15 protein-coding genes are annotated in these 19,371 nt (G+C 70.7%); 5 read left to right on the top strand and 10 right to left on the bottom strand.

Annotation, left to right across the window (positions count from 1 at the left end; genetic code table 11):
* Positions 1–12 precede the first annotated feature (12 nt).
* The 3 genes from OHS59_RS39720 (at position 13) to OHS59_RS39710 (ending at position 1,700) form a co-directional block, all read left to right on the top strand.
* Positions 13–597 (top strand): TMEM165/GDT1 family protein, encoded by a 585-nt coding sequence (locus OHS59_RS39720; protein WP_328498163.1) that lies wholly within the window; start codon positions 13–15, stop codon positions 595–597.
* Between the two features lie 236 nt (positions 598–833).
* On the top strand, positions 834–1,184 hold the full coding sequence (locus OHS59_RS39715) for a VOC family protein (protein WP_328498162.1): 351 nt from the start codon (positions 834–836) through the stop codon (positions 1,182–1,184).
* 96 nt (positions 1,185–1,280) lie between these two features.
* Complete coding sequence (locus OHS59_RS39710) at positions 1,281–1,700, top strand: MarR family winged helix-turn-helix transcriptional regulator (RefSeq protein ID WP_328498161.1); 420 nt, start codon at positions 1,281–1,283, stop codon at positions 1,698–1,700.
* Between the two features lie 111 nt (positions 1,701–1,811).
* Here OHS59_RS39710 and OHS59_RS39705 read toward each other — a convergent pair whose 3' ends face one another.
* The 3 genes from OHS59_RS39705 to OHS59_RS39695 form a co-directional block, all read right to left on the bottom strand.
* Positions 1,812–2,216, bottom strand: coding sequence for an SseB family protein (locus OHS59_RS39705; protein WP_328498160.1), 405 nt, complete (start codon positions 2,214–2,216; stop codon positions 1,812–1,814).
* Positions 2,217–2,345: 129 nt separating this feature from the next.
* A complete protein-coding gene (locus tag OHS59_RS39700; protein WP_328498159.1) occupies positions 2,346–3,587 on the bottom strand; it encodes an acyl-CoA dehydrogenase family protein in 1,242 nt (413 codons plus the stop codon).
* Positions 3,588–3,698: 111 nt separating this feature from the next.
* The gene (locus OHS59_RS39695) at positions 3,699–6,674 is read right to left on the bottom strand and encodes a carbohydrate binding domain-containing protein (RefSeq protein ID WP_328498158.1); all 2,976 of its coding nucleotides are present in this window, start codon (positions 6,672–6,674) and stop codon (positions 3,699–3,701) included.
* Positions 6,675–6,880: 206 nt separating this feature from the next.
* On the opposite strand from OHS59_RS39695, the gene OHS59_RS39690 reads away from it, so the two are divergent.
* Positions 6,881–8,146, top strand: coding sequence for an alpha-L-fucosidase (locus OHS59_RS39690; RefSeq protein WP_328498157.1), 1,266 nt, complete (start codon positions 6,881–6,883; stop codon positions 8,144–8,146).
* A 5-nt stretch (positions 8,147–8,151) separates the two neighbouring features.
* Here OHS59_RS39690 and OHS59_RS39685 read toward each other — a convergent pair whose 3' ends face one another.
* The 4 genes from OHS59_RS39685 to OHS59_RS39670 all read right to left on the bottom strand — a co-directional run bounded on the left by OHS59_RS39685 (position 8,152) and on the right by OHS59_RS39670 (position 14,196).
* Positions 8,152–8,670 (bottom strand): cysteine hydrolase family protein, encoded by a 519-nt coding sequence (locus OHS59_RS39685; protein WP_328499536.1) that lies wholly within the window; start codon positions 8,668–8,670, stop codon positions 8,152–8,154.
* Between the two features lie 83 nt (positions 8,671–8,753).
* On the bottom strand, positions 8,754–10,211 hold the full coding sequence (locus tag OHS59_RS39680; RefSeq protein WP_328499535.1) for a purine-cytosine permease family protein: 1,458 nt from the start codon (positions 10,209–10,211) through the stop codon (positions 8,754–8,756).
* Positions 10,212–10,355: 144 nt separating this feature from the next.
* Positions 10,356–12,575, bottom strand: a complete 2,220-nt coding sequence (locus tag OHS59_RS39675; RefSeq protein ID WP_328498156.1) for an NADP-dependent isocitrate dehydrogenase — start codon at positions 12,573–12,575, stop codon at positions 10,356–10,358.
* A gap of 121 nt (positions 12,576–12,696) precedes the next feature.
* The gene (locus OHS59_RS39670; protein WP_328498155.1) at positions 12,697–14,196 is read right to left on the bottom strand and encodes a hypothetical protein; all 1,500 of its coding nucleotides are present in this window, start codon (positions 14,194–14,196) and stop codon (positions 12,697–12,699) included.
* 247 nt (positions 14,197–14,443) lie between these two features.
* Between OHS59_RS39670 and OHS59_RS39665 the strand changes: the two genes are divergently transcribed.
* Entirely contained in the window at positions 14,444–15,883 is a 1,440-nt protein-coding gene (locus tag OHS59_RS39665; protein WP_328498154.1) for an MFS transporter, read from the top strand.
* A 95-nt stretch (positions 15,884–15,978) separates the two neighbouring features.
* Here the strand turns inward: OHS59_RS39665 and OHS59_RS39660 are convergent, their stop codons facing one another.
* Genes OHS59_RS39660 through OHS59_RS39650 form a run of 3 tightly spaced genes read right to left on the bottom strand, consistent with a single transcriptional unit; the run spans position 15,979 to position 19,306 of the window.
* Positions 15,979–17,913, bottom strand: a complete 1,935-nt coding sequence (locus OHS59_RS39660) for a helix-turn-helix domain-containing protein (RefSeq protein ID WP_328498153.1) — start codon at positions 17,911–17,913, stop codon at positions 15,979–15,981.
* A 58-nt stretch (positions 17,914–17,971) separates the two neighbouring features.
* Positions 17,972–18,772 carry a 3-hydroxybutyrate dehydrogenase gene (locus OHS59_RS39655; protein ID WP_328498152.1) on the bottom strand — a complete coding sequence of 267 codons (801 nt, stop codon included), beginning with the start codon at positions 18,770–18,772 and terminating at the stop codon, positions 17,972–17,974.
* Positions 18,773–18,832: 60 nt separating this feature from the next.
* Positions 18,833–19,306, bottom strand: coding sequence for an NUDIX hydrolase (locus OHS59_RS39650; RefSeq protein ID WP_328498151.1), 474 nt, complete (start codon positions 19,304–19,306; stop codon positions 18,833–18,835).
* Positions 19,307–19,371: the final 65 nt, after the last annotated feature.

Raw genomic sequence — 19,371 nt, 5'->3', positions numbered from 1 at the left:
AAAGCCACCGGAATGCATCTCGACCCCCTGGCGATCCTCACCGCCTTCGGGCTGATCTTCCTCGCCGAGCTGCCGGACAAGACGATGTTCGCGTCGCTGGCCATGGGCACCCGCATGAGGCCCCTCTACGTGTGGTTCGGCACGTCCACCGCGTTCATCGTGCATGTCGCCATCGCGGTCGGCGCCGGGAGCCTCATCGGCCTGCTGCCCGACTGGACCGTCAAGTCGGTCTCGGCCGCCCTCTTCGCGTTCGGCGCCTTCATGCTGCTGCGCGGCGGCGGGGACTACGACGAGGAGGATGCCGGCGGCCGGACCGTCACCGGTTTCTGGCCCGTCTACACGACCGCCTTCATGGCCGTCTTCATCAGCGAGTGGGGCGATCTGACACAGATCACGACGGCCAACCTCGCCGCCACCAACGGGGTCGCGTCCGTGGCCGTCGGTTCGGCGGCGGCCCTCATGTCGGTCTCCGCGCTCGCGCTGCTGGCCGGCCGTTTCATCGCCAAGCGCGTTCCCCTGAAGACCGTGCAGCGCGTGGGCGGCATCTGCATGCTCGGCCTCGCCGTCTGGTCGGTGGTGGAGATCTTCGCGGGCTGACGGCCCGCTCCGGACGACGACCGGTCCGTACGACCAGCTCTTACGGCCGGTCCGTGCGGACCGCGGCCCGCACGGACCGGTCAGGATCGGAGAAGCGGGTTCGTGGTCCGCGGTCGTAGCGTGATTGCACCGGCGAGAAACCGGTGGGAAACCGGCGGAGGACCGCCGGTGCGATCACGACCTGCCATCACGAGCCGCGAGCACGGCTTGCGATCACGACCGCGGAGGAGCCCGTCATGTCCGAAGGCCTCAAGACCATCACCTACCCCGTCAAGGACCTCGCCCGCGCCAAGGCGCTGTTCGGGGCGCTGCTGGGTGTCGAGCCGTACGTGGACGAGGCGTACTACGTGGGCTTCCGGGCGCCGGGGCGGCCCGAGGTGGGGCTCGACCCGAACGGTCACACCAAGGGCCTGACCGGGCCTGTCCCCTACTGGCACACCGGCGACATCAGGGCGACCCTGGCCGATCTCGTCGGCGCGGGCGCCGAGGTGGTCCAGGACGTCCAGGACGTCGGCGGCGGCATGCTGATCGCCTCCGTGAAGGACGCGGACGGCAACGCCGTCGGTCTCGCCCAGGAGGCGTCCTGAGCCGGTCGCTCCGCCGCTCGACGAAGCCGGCCAACTGTATGCAACTGCACTAGTTGCATACTCAACAAGTGGCCTGTTCTCTGTTACCGTGCGTACATGGCAGCAGAGAAGGCCGCTTCCCGGCTCGAAGACCAGTGGCGGGACATTCTGTCGGTGCACGCCCGCACCATGTGCGAGATCGACCGCGAACTGCATCCGCACGGCCTGTGCGCCAGCGACTTCGAGGTGCTGGACATCCTCGCGTCGGACGCGGGCCGGGGTACGGGCACGGGCTCAGGTCCGTCCTCGGCCGAGCCGTGCCGGGTGCAGAACATCGCCGAGCGGGTCCATCTGAGCCAGAGCGCGCTGTCCCGCCTCATCGGCCGCCTGGAGAAGGAGGGCCTGGTGGAGCGGAGCATGTGCCAGGAGGACCGCCGCGGGGTCTGGGTCGTCCTCACCGAGAAGGGCCGCGGCCTGCACACCGAGGTGCGCCCGCTGCAACGCGCGGTCCTGACCCGCATGCTCGCCACCGGCTGAACCACCGCGGCACAGGTGTGACCGACGGCGGTGCGCCGTACGGGCCGAGGGGCCCGGCCGCTCCCCTCCGTCAGGTGGCCGGGCCCGGGCCCCGTCCGCACCCCGCCCGTCTCAGGCGCGGGACGCCAGCAGGGTGCGTACACCCTGGGAGTCGAGGGTCAGTCCGTGCGGCGTACTGGCGTCGATACTCAGCGAGAGATCGCTGGCGGGCCACTGCGCGGCGAGCGTCCCCAGGGGTACGAGGCGGTAGCGCGACACGGACGGCAGCAGCTCGGCCATGGTCACTTCCGAGGTGAACACCGGGACCAGCGGGTCCGACCCCGGCTGTTCGAGGACCGGCAGGGCCACGACCGTGGGGTCGGCCGCCGCCTCGTCGTCGGCGTCGTCGGGGACCGGGACCAGCACGTCACTACCGGCCAGCGTGTCCAGCGCGGCTCCGTCCTCGGCGTTCTCGGCCAGGGCGCTCAGCGCGCGCTGGGCCTCCACCGTGGCGTTGTCGTTCGAGGAAATCTCCATGGCACATCCAGACGTAGTGGCGAAAACAGGCCGCCCGTGTCGTTGCCGACTCGGGCGCGGCTGATTGCGTACCCGTCAGGGGAGGTGCCATGCCCGCTCCACACACTCCACACACCTCGCACCGAACGGTCACGGGATGAGCGGAATGTCGTGCGAGGGCAGTCCCAGCCGGTCGCAGCCGACCCGCCGGGCCAGTGGCTCGGCCATGCTCGCCCCGATGTGCGACCAGTACGTGGCGGCGTCCCGGAAGTAGCGCTGCATCCGCTCGCCGTCCCGGGCGTAGCGGGAGCCTGCCGTGCGGAAGAGGATGGTCTGCAGGGCGTCGTAGGCCATGCGGCCGGCGTTGAGGAAGACGAACGCGAGGCGGTTGTCGTCGGCGACGGTGAAGGGCGCCTCGCCCGACACGTTGCGGCGGCAGGCCTCCATGTAGTCCTCGGCGTTGCGCTGGAGGGCCGCCTCGGCGGTGTGGATCATGCCGAGTGCCTCGCCGAGGTGGCGTTGGTAGTCGTGGAGCTGCGACCGGGTGCGGTCCGGTTCCAGGGTGAGCGGCCGGTCGGCGAGGATCCGGGCGTACTCGTCCGCGGCGGCGTATCCGATGCCGGTCATGATGGCCGCCAGTTCCCCGTGGTAGACGCTGGGCGCGCGTCCCGCGTACAGCGCGTTGCCGTGCAGCTTCGAGCCGGGGGTGCCGCCCTCCACGGGCAGGTCGAGGAGGCTCACCTCCCGGGTGAGGTGTTCGGGGATACGGGCCTGTGCCATGCGGATGCTGTTGGAACCGCTGCCGCGCAGGCCGAGGACGCCGTGCCAGTCGTCGACGAGTTCCCACACCGGGCGCGGGGCGACGAACAGCACCAGCGGTCCGGGCGGGTCGCCGGGCTTCTCGGGCGCGCGCAGGGTCTGGCCGAGGTAGTGGGTGGAGTACGGGGAGCCGGAGGAGTACGGCCAGGTGCCGTCCAGGACTATTCCGTCGTCGCCGTCCGGCTGGGCGACTCCGACGGGTGCGACGGTGGACGCGGCGCGGAACTCGCCGTCGTCGCCGAAGACCTCGTCCTGTGTCCGCTCGTCGAACTGCGCGGCGAACTGCAGGACATGGGCGGCGGTCAGGGACAGGGCCCAGCCGGTGGAGGGGCAGCCGCGGGTGATCTCGGTGACCACGCGGAAGAAGGTCGGCAGCCCGAACTCGTATCCGCCGTAGCGGCGCGGCTGCAGGGTCCGGTAGAAGCCGGCCCGCAGGAAGTCCTCGTGCGTCTCCTGCGGGTAGCGCGTCAACTCCTCGGTCTCCGCCTGGCGTTCGAGAAGTGCGGGTCGCAGGGCGACGGCGCGGTCGATGAGTTCGCGTTCGGTGAGTCCTGGCTCGGGAGGGGCGATCACGGTGCCTCCTGACGGGTGGGGCGGTCCGTATGTGACGCGGTACCCGTGATTGAACACGCGACCGGTGTCTCCTGTACCCACCGGATACCGCCAAGTGGACCGCCCCCGCGCCTACTTGAGGTACGGGCCGTCGGTGCCGATCTTCCCGGGGCCGTTCAGCACGTACACGCGGAGGTTGCCCTTGCCGGGCGCGGCGACGCTCAGCGTCCCGTTCGAGACGGTCTTCACGTCCCCGGTGACGGCGTCCTTGTAGGTGCCGTTCGGGATGCCCGTGTACGTGGCGTCGCCCGTGACGGTGACCAGGGCGAAACTGTCCGTCGAACCGCTGGTGTACCGGCGCTTGAAGGCCATCGAGCCGCTGATCCCCTCCGTGGAGTACTGGCCCGTCTGGAGCGCCGGGACGGCCCGGCGGATCCGGTTGAGCCGCTGGAGGTGCTTGACCAGGGGCTGGGCGAGGGTGTTCGCGACCTCGCCGCTCGCGGAGCCGACCGTGCCGAAGTCGGAGGCCGTAACGCTGCCGGCGAGGTGGTCGCCGTAGTAGGCGCGACCGGTCGTGGCCAGCGGGCAGCTCGGACCGCAGTCGATCTTCTTGCCCTTCTGGAACTCGATCTCCGAGCCGTAGTACAGGGTGGGGATGCCCCGGAAGGTCCACATCAGAGCCATGTTCTCGGCCCACGCGTCGGTGCCGCCGGTGTAGCGCTCACTGCTCTTGTTGGGCCCGTAGTCGTGACTGTCGACGTAGACGACGTTGTACGTGGCGTCGTTGACGCTGTCGTCTGAGTCCTTGCCGTTGCCGTAGGCGTTCTGGGCGTCACCGAAGTTCATGTGCATGCGCATGTCGATGATGTTCATGCCGGAGAACCGACTGCGGTCGGGCGTGTGGTAGCTGTTCCCGTTCAGGAAGGCGTTGGTGGAGGTCGGCTGGTTCCCCGTGCCCTGGTCGTTCTCGTAGGTGAACTGTTCCAGGGCCGCCGCCTCGTCGTCCGCGCTGTACTCCTTGCGCTCCTTCCAGGTGTAGAACTGCGCGGAGTGGTTGACCGAGCCGCGGTTCCACTTGTCGTTCACGAAGGCCGCGACCTCGCCGAAGACGAAGAAGTTCTTCGCGGCCTCGGCGCCGAACCTCTGGGTGACGCGCTCCTGGATGGCGGGCAGGAAACGGCGGTTCCAGGTCACGCGGGGTATGTGCACGGCCGTGTCCACGCGGAACCCGTCGACGCCCATGTCGATGTACTTGTCGTACGCACCGATCAGGTAGTTCTGGACCTGCGTGTTCTCGGTGTCGAAGTCGGCCAGGTCCTCGTGCAGCCAGCAGGAACGGGCGTCCTCGCCCTCCCAGTTGCCGATCCAGCACCGGTGGTAGAGCGCCTTGGGGAACATGCCCGAAGTGGGGCTCGGCCACTGGCAGTTGTAGAGCGTGTAGCCCTCGGCGCTCTTGCCGCCGGTGGGCCTGCCCCAGTCGAGACAGGTGTTCCCGGACGGTTCGGCGGTCGACCAGAGGTCGCCGTTGTAGTACGCCTTGCCGGACTTGGGCTCGACGGTGAGGCCGTCGTACTCGAAGCCCGCGTTCCTCTCGTCGTAGTACCAGCTCCACTGGGAGTCGCGGACGCCGTACACCGTGGGGGTGAACAGGCCTTTGGCGCCCCAGCGGGAGCTGTGGTTGTAGACGACGTCCTGGTAGATCTTCATGCCCTTGGCGTGCGCCGCGTTGATCAGGTCCTGGTAGGAGGCGCCCGCCGATTCCAGGCGTGGGTCGACCTTGTAGAAGTCGTAGCCGTGATAGCCGTGGTAGTCGTAGTCCGACCGGTTGAGCACCACCGGGGTGACCCAGACCGCCGAGAAGCCGAGCGCCTTGATGTAGTCGAGTTTCTCGACCAGTCCCTTGAAGTCGCCCCGGAACATGGGGTCGTCGTTGGCCGCGTTGCCTGACTTGGTGTGCCGGCTGCCGCCGCGGTTGTTGGAGCTGTCGCCGTCGTGGAAGCGGGCGGTGAGGACGAAGTAGATGGGGTCCTTGCGGGGGTCGGTGCCCAGTGGGGTGCCGGAGGCGGGTTCGGGGGCCTTCTCGCCGGTGGTCGCGGAGGCCCCGGTGGAGGCGGGCGAGGTGTTGCCCGCCGCGTCGACCGCCTTCACCGTGTACGTGTAGCCGGTCCTCTCCTCAAGTCCCGTGTCGGAGTACACCGTTGAGGCGATGTCGGTGACGACCGTGCCTTTGGTGCCGCCGGTGCGGGTCACCTGGTACCTGGTCACTCCGGTGTCGTCGGTCGACGCGTTCCAGCTCAGGACGACCGAGGTGCTCGTGGCACTCGCGGTGACCCCGGTGGGCGCTGTCGGCGCCTGGGTGTCCGGCTCCTCGGCGGCGCACGGGTCCTTCGCGTCCCTGGTGACCGTACGGTCCTTGACGGTCGAAGTGCCGGTGGTGAGGGCGTAGTCGGCGCTGTTGTTGTTGTCCCAGACGCCGTTGCCGTTGTTGAAGGCGGCCTTCAGTGCGGTCGCCGTGCCGATGTCCAGGGTCTTCTTCCACCAGCCCGTGCAGGCCGCCTCCATGCCGACTCCGGGCGCGGTCGTCCAGGTGCCACCCGTCGGCGCGTAGTGGAGGTTGGCCGTCGTCCAGCCGGTCGTCGCCGTCGAGTAGTAGACCGTGGCCCTGTTGCCCTCGACGGGATCGGTGCCGGCGCACGGGTCGCTGTGGGCGATCACCCCGTCCTTGACGGTGATGTTCCCGGTGCCCAGCGCGTAGTTGGCGCCGCCGTTGTTGTCCCAGACGCCGTTGCCGTTGTTGAAGGTGGCCGCGAGTCCGGCCGCCGAGCCCAGGTCGACGGTCTGCTTCACCCAGTCCGTGCAGGCCGCCTCCATCTTCGTACCCGGCGCGGTGGTCCACGCGCCGCCGTCCGGCGCGTAGTGCAGATACGTGGACGTCCAGTTCTTGGTCTTCGTGTAGTGGAAGACGGTCGCCGTGTTCGCCTCGGCGGCGGTCGTCCTCATCGAGGCGGCGCCGGTTTCCGGTGGTCCCGCGAGCGCGCCGAGCAGTCCGGTCGCCACCACCACCGCAACGAGCGGGCGCCTCGGCCGACAGAGGAAGGTGCGTCCCATGAGCGTCTCCAATGCGGGCCGGGAGGTGGGGAGTTGCTCTGCAAAGAGAACCGGCAAGTTCCTGAAACTCCTTGCAGCGCGGAAGCTACAGGTACATGACAGCCACGTAAAGGCATCGCGCAGCGGCCGGGCCGCAGGGTGAAAACGGACCAGTAGTGGTGACCGGCGCCCACGCGCCGCGAGGGGTGCGCGCCTAGCGTGGACGCATGCCGATGCAACCCTGGTTTCCCGGTGCCAAGCTGGGCATCTTCATCCACTACGGCGTCTATGCCGTGGGCGGCGCCGCCGAGTCCTGGTCCTTCTACACGGGCGAGATGACGCACGAGCAGTACATGAAACAGCTCGACGGCTTCACCGCGTCGCGCTACGACCCCGGCGCCTGGGCCGATCTGTTCGCCCGCGTCGGCGCACAGTATGCGGTTCTCACCACCCGGCACCACGACGGCGTCGCCCTCTGGGACACCGACCACCGCAACCTCGACGTGGTCCGGGACACCCCGGCGGGCCGCGACCTCGTCACCGGGTTCGTCGAGGCGCTGCGCGCCCGGGATCTCAAGGTCGGCCTCTACTACTCGCACTCCGACTGGAACCACCCGGACTACGCGAGCGAGCGGCACCCCGGACCGTACGTCGTGCCGCTCAACGCGTACTCGCAGGCCGAGCCCGGCCAGGAGGACCCGGAAGCCTGGGCGCGCTACCTCGCGTACCGCGACGGGCAGGTCCGCGAACTCGTCGAACGCTTCCGGCCCGACATCCTCTGGTTCGACGGCGAGTGGGAACGTACGGAGGAGCAGTGGCGGATGGACGATCTCGCCGAGCTGATCCTCACGGGCAACCCGGACACGATCCTCAACGGCCGGATGCTCCGCCACGGCGACTACGCCACGCCGGAACAGGGCGCCCCTCTCCAGGCACCGGACGGCCCGTGGGAGCTGTGCCTCACGATCAACGACTCATGGAGCCACCGGCCGCAGGACCGCGACTTCAAGTCGGTGCGCCAGCTGGTGCGGTATTTCACCGAGACCATCGGCATGGGCGGCAATCTGCTGCTGGCCGCGGGACCGCGCGAGGACGGCACGATCCCGCAGGAGCAGATCGACCGCATGGAGGGCCTCGGCGCGTGGATCGCACGGCACTCCGCTGCCGTGTACGGCACGGTCGCGGGGCTGCCCGCCGGGCACCACTACGGCCCCAGCACCCTGTCCGCCGACCGGCGCACGCTCTATCTGGTGTGTTTCGACGCCCCGCGCGACACCGTCTCGGTACGGGGCCTGCGCAACGGCGTCCGGCGCGTCACGGTGCTCGGCACGGGCACGGAACTCGGCCACCACGTGACCGGCGGCCTCGACACGGTACCGGGGGTGACCTGGATCGACGCGCCCGCGGCAGCCGACCTGGACGAGCAGGCGACGGTACTGGCCGTGGAGCTGGAGGGGGAGCTGGACCTCTACACGGGAGCCGGCCGGCTCTGACGGCCTCACTTCGTCCCGGTGAGCACCTCGGCCACGGTGACGACCCGGATCAGCGGCTGGTACAGGTCCATGATCTGCAGGGCCTTCGCGTGCGAGGCGTCGTCCGCGCCCGCGCAGGCGTCGGCCACCACCCGGACCTCGACCCCCGCGTCGGCCGCCGCCAGCGCGGTGGACAGCACACAGCAGTCGGTGCTTACTCCGGCGAGCACCAGACGGCCTTCGGGGCCCACGCGCCCGGCCAGTTCCGGGGTCCACTTGCCGAAGGTGTGGGCGTCCACGAAGTGCCGTGCGTGGGGCGCGAGTTCGTCGACCAGTTCCCACAGCCGGTCGTGCGGGGGCCGCAGCGCGAAGGGCCACTGCTCGTAGTACGCGCGCCAGGCGCCGGCCGGTTCGGCGGGTGCCAGGAAGCGGGTGAAGGTGACCCGCTCCGCGAAGGCGGGCAGCAGGCGGCGCACTCCGTCGGCCGCCTCGCCGAAACGGGGCGTGGCCCACGGACTGTCCGGCTCGGCGAAGACGCGTTGCATGTCGACGACGGCCAGGTGGTCACGGGTCCCGCCGAGGGGGCCGCCACCTCGGAGGTCGCCGAGATCGTCTCGGCCACTGCCGCTCATGCGTTCGGCGCCTTCCCGTCCACCGGTCCGCTCGGGGCCTGTTCCTCCTGCGTACGCACCCTTCTCCGGCCGAGTGCGAGGGTGCCGAGGAAGCCTAGGGCGAGCGCCGCGAGGACGCCCAGGTTCGCGTAGGCCCAGGTGCCGTCCTTGCCGCCGAGGCCCAGCGGTCCGAGCAGATAGCCCTGCCATTCCAGCCAGCCGGCGGCCGAGTTGGTGACCAGCCCCCAGCCGATCGCCGTGGCGGCGAGGGTGAGCAGCAGCGGGAGCGGTTCGACGTCTCCGTAGCGGCCCTTCACACGGAACAGGTCCGCCTCGTCGTAGTCGCGGCGGCGCAGCGCCAGGTCGGCGAGCATCACACCGCACCAGGCCGCGACCGGCACGCCGAGCGTGGTGAGGAAGCCGATGAACTGTCCCAGGAAGTCGTCCGCGAGGAAGACGATGTAGACCGAGCCCGCGATCATCAGGACGCCGTCCAGCAGGGCCGCCAGATAGCGCGGTACGCGCAGGCCGGCCGCGAGCAGGGCCAGGCCGGAGGAGTAGATGTCGAGGACCGCCCCGCCGACCAGGCCGAGTACGGCCACCAGCGCGAAGGGGATCAGGAACCAGGTGGGCAGGATCGTGGTGAGCGCACCGATCGGGTCGGCCGCGATCGCCGTGTTGAGCGTCGTGGACGAGCCGGCGAGCAGCAGACCGAAGACCAGCAGGATCAGGGGTGCCAAGGACGCGCCGAAGGTGGTCCACCCGACCACGCCCCGGCCGGAGGAGTCGCGGGGCAGGTAGCGCGAGTAGTCGGCGGCGGCGTTGACCCAGCCGAGGCCGAAGCCGGTCATCATGAAGACGAGCGCGCCGATGAACTCCTGGGCGGAGCCCGCCGGTACGGCGCTGACGGCCGACCAGTGGATGTGGTCGGCGACGAGCCCGATGTAGACGACGGTCAGGAGCCCGGTGACGACGGTGATCACCGTCTGGAGCCTCATGATCAGGTCGAAGCCCATGACTCCGCCGACCACGACGAGCGCCCCGACGACGATCAGGGCGACCACCTTGGTCCCGGTGCCGCCGCCCCACCCGAGCCGGTCCAGCACGGTCGCGGTGGCCATCGTCGCCAGGGCCGTGAGCACGGTCTCCCAGCCGACGGTGAGCATCCAGGACACCACCGCGGGCAGACGGTTGCCCCGTACGCCGTAGGCGGCGCGGCTCATCACCATCGTCGGCGCCGAGCCGCGCTTGCCCGCGACCGCGACGAGACCGCAGAGCAGGAAGGAGAAGACGATGCCGATCACTCCGGCGGCGAGCGCCTGCCAGAACGAGATCCCGAACCCGAGGGCGAACGACCCGTAGCTGAGTCCGAGAATGGACACATTCGCCCCGAACCAGGGCCAGAAGAGCGTACGGGGCGTGCCTTTGCGCTCGCCGTCCCCGATCACGTCGAGCCCGTGCGTCTCCACCTGCATCGCCATCGCCGACCTGCCCATCCGGGGTCCGGGGTCATCGAGCGGAACTAGCAGTTCCCCGCACCCCCTCAGGGGCGCGGGGAACTGCGCGACCAGCCACAACGCACCCGCGGACGAATCCCGGGCGCAAGCGGAGCCGAAGGCTCAGGCCAACGTGGCCAGCGCCGCGTTCAGCGTCGCGGACGGCCGCATGACGGCCTCGGCCTTGACCGGGTCGGGCTGGTAGTAGCCACCGATCTCGGCCGGAGAGCCCTGCACGGCGTTCAGCTCGGAGACGATCGTCTCCTCCTGCGCGGTGAGCGTCTCGGCGAGCGGGGCGATCACCTTGGCGAGCTCGGCGTCGTCGGTCTGCCTGGCCAGCTCCTGCGCCCAGTACAGCGCGAGGAAGAAGTGGCTGCCGCGGTTGTCGATGCCGCCGAGGCGACGGCTCGGCGACTTGTCGTTCTCCAGGAACGTGGCCGTCGCCCGGTCGAGGGTGTCGGCGAGGACCTGGGCGCGCGCGTTGTCCGTGGTCTGCGCGAGGTGCTCGAAGCTGGACGCCAGCGCGAGGAACTCACCCAGGCTGTCCCAGCGCAGGTAGTTCTCCTTGACCAGCTGCTGCACGTGCTTGGGCGCGGAGCCGCCGGCGCCCGTCTCGAAGAGGCCGCCGCCGTTCATCAGCGGGACGATCGAGAGCATCTTGGCGCTGGTGCCCAGCTCCAGGATCGGGAACAGGTCGGTCAGGTAGTCGCGCAGGACGTTGCCGGTGACCGAGATCGTGTTCTCGCCGCGGCGGATGCGCTCCACGGAGAGCTTGGTGGCCTCGACGGGTGACAGGACGCGGATGTCCAGTCCCTCGGTGTCGTGCTCCGGCAGGTAGGCGTTGACCTTCTCGATGAGCTTCGCGTCGTGGGCGCGGCTCTCGTCCAGCCAGAACACGGTCGGGTCGCCGGTGGCGCGGGCGCGGGTGACGGCCAGCTTGACCCAGTCCCGGATCGGGGCGTCCTTGGTCTGGCAGGCGCGGAAGATGTCGCCGGCGGAGACCGCCTGCTGGATGACGACGTTCCCGGCCTGGTCGACGAGGCGGACCGTGCCGGTGGTCGGGATCTCGAAGGTCTTGTCGTGGCTGCCGTACTCCTCGGCCTTCTGCGCCATCAGACCGACGTTCGGGACGGTGCCCATCGTCGACGGGTCGAAGGCGCCGTTGGCGCGGCAGTCGTCGAGGACGACCTGGTAGACACCGGCGTAGCTGGAGTCCGGGAGGACCGCGAGGGTGTCGGCCTCGCCGCCGTCCGGGCCCCACATGTGGCCGGAGGTGCGGATCATCGCCGGCATGGAGGCGTCGACGATGACGTCGGACGGGACGTGCAGGTTGCTGATGCCCTTGTCGGAGTCGACCATGGCCAGCTCGGGACCCTCGGCGAGCTCGGCGTCGAAGGACGCCTTGATCTCGGCGCCCTCGGGCAGGGACTCAAGGCCCTTGTAGATGCCGCCGAGGCCGTCGTTCGGGGTCAGACCGGCGGTGGCGAGCGCCTTGCCGTACTGCGCGAACGTCTTCGGGAAGAAGGCGCGCACCACGTGGCCGAAGATGATCGGGTCGGAGACCTTCATCATCGTGGCCTTGAGGTGCACGGAGAACAGCACACCGTCGGCCTTGGCCCGGGCGATCTGCGCGGTGAGGAACTCGCGCAGCGCGGCGACGTGCAGGACGGAGGCGTCGACGACCTCGCCCGCGAGGACGGGTACGGACTCACGCAGGACGGTGGTGGAGCCGTCGTCGCCGGTCAGCTCGATACGCAGGGAGCCGGCCTCGGAGACCACCACGGACTTCTCGGTGGACCGGAAGTCGTCGACGCCCATGGTCGCGACGTTCGTCTTCGAGTCGGAGCTCCAGGCGCCCATGCGGTGCGGGTGGGCCTTGGCGTAGTTCTTGACCGACGCGGGGGCGCGGCGGTCGGAGTTGCCCTCGCGCAGCACCGGGTTCACGGCGCTGCCCTTGACCTTGTCGTAGCGGGCGCGGATGTCGCGCTCCTCGTCGGTCTTCGGGTCGTCCGGGTAGTTCGGCAGCGCGTAGCCCTGCGACTGCAGCTCGGCGACCGCGGCCTTCAGCTGCGGGATCGAGGCCGAGATGTTCGGCAGCTTGATGATGTTGGCGCCGGGCGTCTTGGCCAGCTCACCCAGCTCGGCGAGCGCGTCGGGGATGCGCTGCCCCTCCTCCAGGAACTCGGGGAAGAGGGCGATGATCCGCCCGGCCAGCGAGATGTCACGGGTTTCCACAGTGACACCGGCCTGCGACGCGTACGCCTGGACCACCGGCAAGAACGAATAGGTCGCCAGGGCCGGGGCCTCGTCAGTGTGCGTATAGATGATGGTCGAGTCAGTCACCGGGTGCTCCGCTCCACGTCTGCAAAGTCTGCAACATTGCTCGACATCAAGATATCTCTTGATGCAACCGGACCGGACAGGAGGCCGTGCAACTCCGCCACGGCCCGGCCGGAGGCCGGTCTCAGGGGGCTTTGCCGGGCGCGGGCGCCACATAGAGGCTCAGTCGGCCGCCGCGGTGCCGTTCCCAGTCCCGGGCGAACCCGGGCGGCGGCTCCCGCCGCGTGGTGAGGGCCGCTGTCGGCTGCCGCCGGGCGGCCCGCTCGATGTCCGCGGCGGTGGTGTTGGCGTTGTGTCCGTGGGTCTGGACGGAGCGGCAGCCGGCGTAGAAGGCGATCGGGGTGGCCCGGTGCCCGGTGAGCGTGCACGGCGGCCGTACGCCGAGCCGGTGCAGTTCGGCCGCGGTGCGGGCCCAGTCGCGGTGGGAGGAGGTGGTGCGGTCCACCGCCGCCGCCAGCACGGTGTACTGGACGGCCAGGTGTCCGGCGAGGCCGAGCGTCACCAGGGTCGCGGCCACCGGTCGCCTCTTGCGGCTCGACGCGGTGACCAGGTGGACGAGGGCGTCGGCGGCCGGGATGACGAGGAGCGCGTACATCGGCAGCAGGAAGCGTGGCGCGGCGTATCCGATCATGAGCAGGTAGGGGGTGCCGGCCGTGGCGGCGCAGGCCAGCGGCAGGAGTGTGGGGGTGGTGCGCCGGGCCCTTGCCGCGATCGCCAGTCCCAGGGCGGCGAGCAGCGGCAGGACGAACCACCAGGCGACGACCCACGTGTCCGGCACCGGCCCGGCGCACGGGCGGCACAGGGCGACTCCGTCCAGGCTGCGCAGTTGGTCGAGGACGGCGATGTTCCAGCCCAGTCCGCCCTGGATCGCCGAGGCGTCCGCCAGCCGGGCGCCCGGGCCGCCGTGGGCGAGGTACGCCTCGGCGATCCACTCCGCGGCTCCGGACGCGAGCCCCGCGGCGAGCGCCAGCGGCGGGGCGGGCCGCCGCCGGCCTCGGCCGGACATCAGCGCGGCGAACAACGGGAGGGTGATCCAGACGGCGTCGGCGGGCCGCATCCATGCCATCAGCCCCGCGCTCGCCGCCAGGCCCCACAGCGCCGCCCGGTCGCCGGGATCGGCGCGGGCGCGCAGGAAGCAGCCGACTCCGGCGAGCGCGCCGAGGGCGACCCAGTAATTGGGCATGGCCTGCGGGCCGTAGAAGAGGGTCACCCACAAGGTGGCGAACAGGGCACCCGCGGCGCCCAGCACCCCGGCGGGGAAGAGCCCTCGCCAGGCGCGCAGGGCCAGGTAGAGGCCGAGTCCGGAGAGCAGCGCCAGAAACATCCTGAGCAGCGTGGTCGAGGAGGACCACGAGGCGACCGGCGCCACGAGCAGCGTGACGCCGCGGGCGCGCGGAGCGCTGAAGAACGCCGCCGGGGCATGCCCGCTGACCTGGCTGACGTACACCGACTCGTCCCAGCCGAGACCCATGGTGGGCCGTACGAGGACCAGTTGGGCCAGGGTGAAGGCGGCAGCGACGGCCGCCGGCCAGTGTCGGCCGCCGGTGTCCCGTCCGACGCGGACGGTCGGCGGCGCGGGCGGGCGCTCGGCTTCCGCGAGCGGGGCGTTGAGGGTCCCTGCCATCGTCCACCCTTCGTCCCTGCGGGCTGGGTCACCTGCCGGCAGAAAGCGTCAAAAGATCAGAAGCATGGACAAATTAACCTGCTCGACCCGGGTGTGCAGGGCGTAGATCAAGAGAGAGGGCGTATGGAGGTCCCACGCACACTCCGCGCCCGAAGTATGTTGTCCCACCACATGTGCGCCTGACCTGCGCCTTCCTACGGTGTGCCGATACGTACCCGTCCCCACCGAACACCCGGAAGTGGTGCACATGGCCTCCGCAGCAACCGCTCCCCCACCACCCGCCACACCGCCCAGCAGCCTCAAGCGCATCGTCGCCGCGAGCCTCATCGGCACCACCATCGAGTGGTACGACTTCTTCCTCTACGGATCCGCCGCCGCGCTCGTCTTCAACAAGCTCTTCTTCCCCGGCTCCGACCCGCTCGTCGGCACGCTGCTGTCGTTTCTGACCTACGCGGTGGGATTCGCCGCCCGACCGCTCGGGGCACTGGTCTTCGGGCACTACGGCGACCGGCTCGGACGTAAGAAACTCCTCGTCCTGAGCCTGCTGTTGATGGGCGGGGCGACCTTCGCGATCGGGCTGCTGCCCACGCACGCGACCATCGGGACGGCGGCCCCGGTGCTGCTGACCGTGCTGCGCCTGGTGCAGGGCTTCGCGCTGGGCGGGGAGTGGGGCGGCGCCGTACTGCTGGTGTCGGAGCACGGGGACGCGCGACGGCGCGGGTTCTGGGCCTCGTGGCCGCAGACCGGGGCGCCCGCCGGGCAGTTGCTGGCGACGGGTGTGCTGTCGCTGCTGACCGCCGTGCTGTCCGACGCCCAGTTCACGGCGTGGGGCTGGCGCATCCCCTTCCTGCTGTCGGGCGTCCTGGTGATGGTCGGTCTGTGGATTCGTCTCTCTGTCGATGAATCGCCCGTCTTCAAGGCCGCCCTCGCCCGGGCCGAGGCGCGCAGGTCGGCCCAGGACGGACCCGCCGAGAAACCGCCGCTGGTCTCCGTGCTGCGCCACCACTGGCGGGACGTGCTGATCGCGATGGGCGCGCGCATGGCGGAGAACATCAGCTACTACGTGATCACGGCGTTCATCCTCGTGTACGCCACCACGTCGACCGGGCTGTCCAAGCAGACCGCGCTGAACGCGGTGCTCATCGCGTCCGCGGTGCATTTCGCGGTGATCCCGGCGTGGGGCGCCCTGTCCGACCGCGTCGGCCGCCGGCCGGTGTACCTGCTGGGCGCGGCCGGTACCGGGCTGTGGATGTTCCCGTTCTTCGCGCTCATCGACACGGGCGGCTTCGGGAACCTGATCCTCGCCGTGACCGTGGGCCTGGTCCTGCACGGAGCCATGTACGCGCCGCAGGCCGCGTTCTTCTCGGAGATGTTCGCGACCCGTATGCGCTACTCCGGGGCCTCGATCGGCGCGCAGTTCTCGTCGGTCGCGGCCGGGGCGCCCGCGCCGCTCGTCGCGACCGCGTTGCTGGCCGACTACGACAGCCCGACACCGATCGCCCTGTACGTGATCGGGGCGGTCGTGCTGACGCTGATCGCGGTCGGTGTGGCGAAGGAGACCCGCCACCGCGACCTCGCGGACGTCGACGGGGAGGCGGTGGCCGAACCCGGGCCGTCCGGGGCCGGGCTGCCCGGCGCGCAGGCCGCGAAGGAGTCGGCCCGCCCCGCGGACGCCCGCACCGTCTGAGCGCCGCCGGAGCCCTGGTGCGGCGGCTGACCCCTCGTACGACGCCCGACCCTCTGTACGGCGACCGACCCCCGCGCGCCCTCCGCGTGCGGGGGTCAGTACTGCCCGGGGGGCGCCGCGGACGACAACCGGTGCAGTCGCAGGGCGAGCTGGATCTCCAGCGCGCGGGCCGGGCTCTGCCACTCGGGGCCGAGCAGCCGGCCCACCCGCTCCAAACGCTGCGCGACCGTGTTGACATGGACGTGCAGCTCGTCCTTGGTACGCGCCGGGCTCATCCCGCAGGCGAAGTACGCGTCGAGGGTGCGCAGGAGATCCGTGCCGCGCTTCTCGTCGTAGGTGACGACCTGGCCGATGGTGCGCTCGACGAAGCCCGAGATGTCCCTGCTCCCGGCCAGCAGCAGCCCCAGGAACCCGAAGTCCTCGGCCGCGGCCCCGTCTCCCGGGCGGCCGAGGAGCCGCAGCGCGTCGAGACACCGCTGCCCCTCGGAGTAGGCCTCGGACACACTCTCCGGCCGTACGGCGAGTTCCCGTACGGGTGCGGAGGCGCCGACGGTGACCGCCTCGTGGACGGCCGTGCCCAGGTCTCTCGCCGTGCGGCGGGCCAGGTCCGTCGCGGTGTCGCCGGGTCGCAGGGGCAGCAGCAGGACGGTGCCGCCGTCGCGGGCCGCGGCGAGTCCGTGCCGGGTGGCGGCGAGGTGGGACGCCGCGGACCAGAGCCTGCGCCGGGCGCCCGCTTCCTGGTCGGCGTCCGCTGCCGGGCCGTCCAGGCGGGCGGCGAGCACCACGTGGACGGCATCCAGGTCGGCGTCGAGGCGGGCCGCGCGCTCGCGCAGCAGCCGGGGATCGCGGTCGCGGGCGTCGAGCAGATCGTCCAGCAGCTCGCCGCGGACGCGCTGTTCGGCCTCGGCGGCCGAGCGCCGGGCGAGCAGCAGGAGCGAGGTGACCATGGCGGCCCGCTCCAGGGTGCGCTGGTCGACGGGGTCGAGCCCCGGCTGGCCGCGAAGCACCAGTGCGCCGAGCAGCTCGCCGCCGGCGGCGACGGCCGCGACCCAGTCGTCCCCGTGCCGGACGGCGTGTCCTTCGGCGCGTGACGTCTCCAGGGCGTCACCGGGTGCGGCTCCCGCGTCGGCGAAGCGCACGGTGCCGTCGAGGACCTGGGAGACCGCGGCGGAGACGTCGTGGACCCCGCCGCCCCGCAGGACCAGCTCGGCCAGCCGGTCGTGGACGTCCGAGGCCCGCTCGATGACCCCGCTGCGGTCCCCGATGATCTCGTTGGCCCGCTCCAGGTCCGCCAGCGCCTCCCTGGTCTCGGTGAGCAGGTTCGCGGCGTCGATGGCGGCTGCCGCGAGGGCCGCGAACGAGCCGAGCAGCGCGATCTCCTCCCGTTCGAAGACCCGTGCGCGGCGGTCTGCGGCGAACAGCACCCCGATCACGTGCGGGCCGAGCATGAGGGGCACGCCGAGGATCGCCACCAGCCCCTCGTCCCGTACGCCCGTGTCGATCGTCAGGGTGTGGCGGAAGCGGTCGTCCCGGAAGTAGTCGTCGGTGACGTAGGGCCGGGCCGTCTGGGCGACGAGTCCGCCGAGCCCCTCCCCCATGCCCAGTCGCAGCTGCTGGAAGCGCGCCGCCACCGAGCCCTCGGTGACCCGCATGTAGGTGTCGCCCTGGGCTGGGTCGTTCAGACTGAGGTAGGCGACGTCCGTGCTCAGCAGTGAGCGGGCGCGCTGCACGATCGCCCGGAGCACGGCGTCGAGGTCGCGCAGTCCCGCCAGGTCGTGGGCCGTCTCGAAGAGCGCGGACAGTTCGGCCTCGCGTCTGCGGCGCCCCTCCATCTCCGAGCGCACCCGCAGCGCGAGCAGCTTGGCGTGCTCCAGGGCGGCGATCCGGTCGGACGTCTGGCCGTCCGCGCGGGCGAGCAGCACCGGCTGCTCGTACGCGTCGGCGGACGCGCCCCTGGCCAGCAGTTCCAGGAACGGCGTCTCCGCGCTCGCCTCGGAGCGCCCGGTCGACTTCGATTGATCACGGAACATGTCCACCAGAATGACCCGTCGCGCCGACAGCCTGCCCGGCCCTGTGGATAACTTCCTCTCAGTGCGCGGTCCAGCCGCCGTCGAGCACCAGTGAGGTGCCGGTGACGAAGGACGCGGCAGGGCCGCACAGGTACGCCACGGCCTCGGCGACCTCCTCGGGTTCGATGAGGCGTTTGACGGCGGTGTCCTGCAAGAGGATCTCGGTCAGGACCCGCTCGCGCGGTATTCCGTGGGCGGCGGCCTGGTCGGCGAGCTGCTTCTCGACCAGGGGTGTGCGCACATAGGCGGGGTTCACACAGTTCGAGGTGACTCCATGGGGGGCGCCTTCCAGTGCCGCGGTCTTGGAGAGACCCTCCAGACCGTGTTTCGCCGCCACATAAGCCGACTTGAAGGCGGAGGCACGGAGCCCATGGACGGAGGACACGTTGACGATGCGGCCCCACCCCTGCCCGTACATGTGCGGCAGTGCCCCGCGGATGAGGCGGAACGGGGCCTCCAGCATCACCGTCAGCACGGTGTGGAAGACGTCGGGCGGGAACTCCTCGATGGGCCGCACCAGTTGCAGTCCGGCGTTGTTGACGAGGAGGTCGGTGCCCGCTGCGGCGGATTCCGCCGCGTCCAGGTCGGTGAGGTCCAGGACGAGCGGCTCGACGGTGCCCGCGAGGCCCCGGGCCTGTTCGGTGAGTGTCGCCAGCCCTTCGGCCTGCAGGTCGACCGCCCGCACCTTCGCCCCGGCGGCGGCGAGCCGCAGCGCGCACGCTCCGCCGATGCCTCCCGCGGCGCCGGTGACGAGGGCGGTACGGCCACCGAGGTCGAGGGACGGGGCGTGGGGGCCTGGGAGGACGCTGCGCGCGGTCATGCCCCGACCATAGGGAGCCCTCCCGGCCGGACCGATGTGGTCACAACCCATACTTCGCCCTCAGGTCGTGGGGTTGAACCACGTGGGTTCGTCGGACAGTGCCTGCTTGATCCTGAACTGTCCGTGATCGTTCAGCTCGGGCAGCGCGTCCACGGCGAACCAGGCGACCTCCAGCGATTCGTCGTCGTTGACACGCGCCTCTCCGCCGACGGCCCGGCAGCGGATGGTGATGTCCATGAACTGGCAGATGTCGCCGTTGGGATAGGTGATCGGCTTCAGTGCCTCCACGAGCACGACGCGCTCGGCGACACACCGTACGCCCGTCTCCTCGTACACCTCGCGGACGGCGCAGGCCGCGGGCTGCTCCCCCGGCTCCGACATGCCGGCGATGACGGCCCACTTGCCGGTGTCGACGCGGCGCCCGAGCAGCACTCTGCCCTCGTCGTCGAAGACGACCGCGGTGACTCCGGGAAGCCAGAGCAGCTGCCGGCCGGCGGTGGCGCGGATCGTACGGATGAAGTCAGGAGTAGCCATGGATCGACCCTAACGGGCCGGTCCCGTCACCCCGCCGTGTTCCGAACACACCCACCCGGCGTACT

Origin of the sequence: Streptomyces sp. NBC_00414, from assembly GCF_036038375.1 — a bacterium.
Lineage (GTDB): Bacteria > Actinomycetota > Actinomycetes > Streptomycetales > Streptomycetaceae > Streptomyces.
This window is presented reverse-complemented; position numbering and strand designations above follow the sequence as displayed.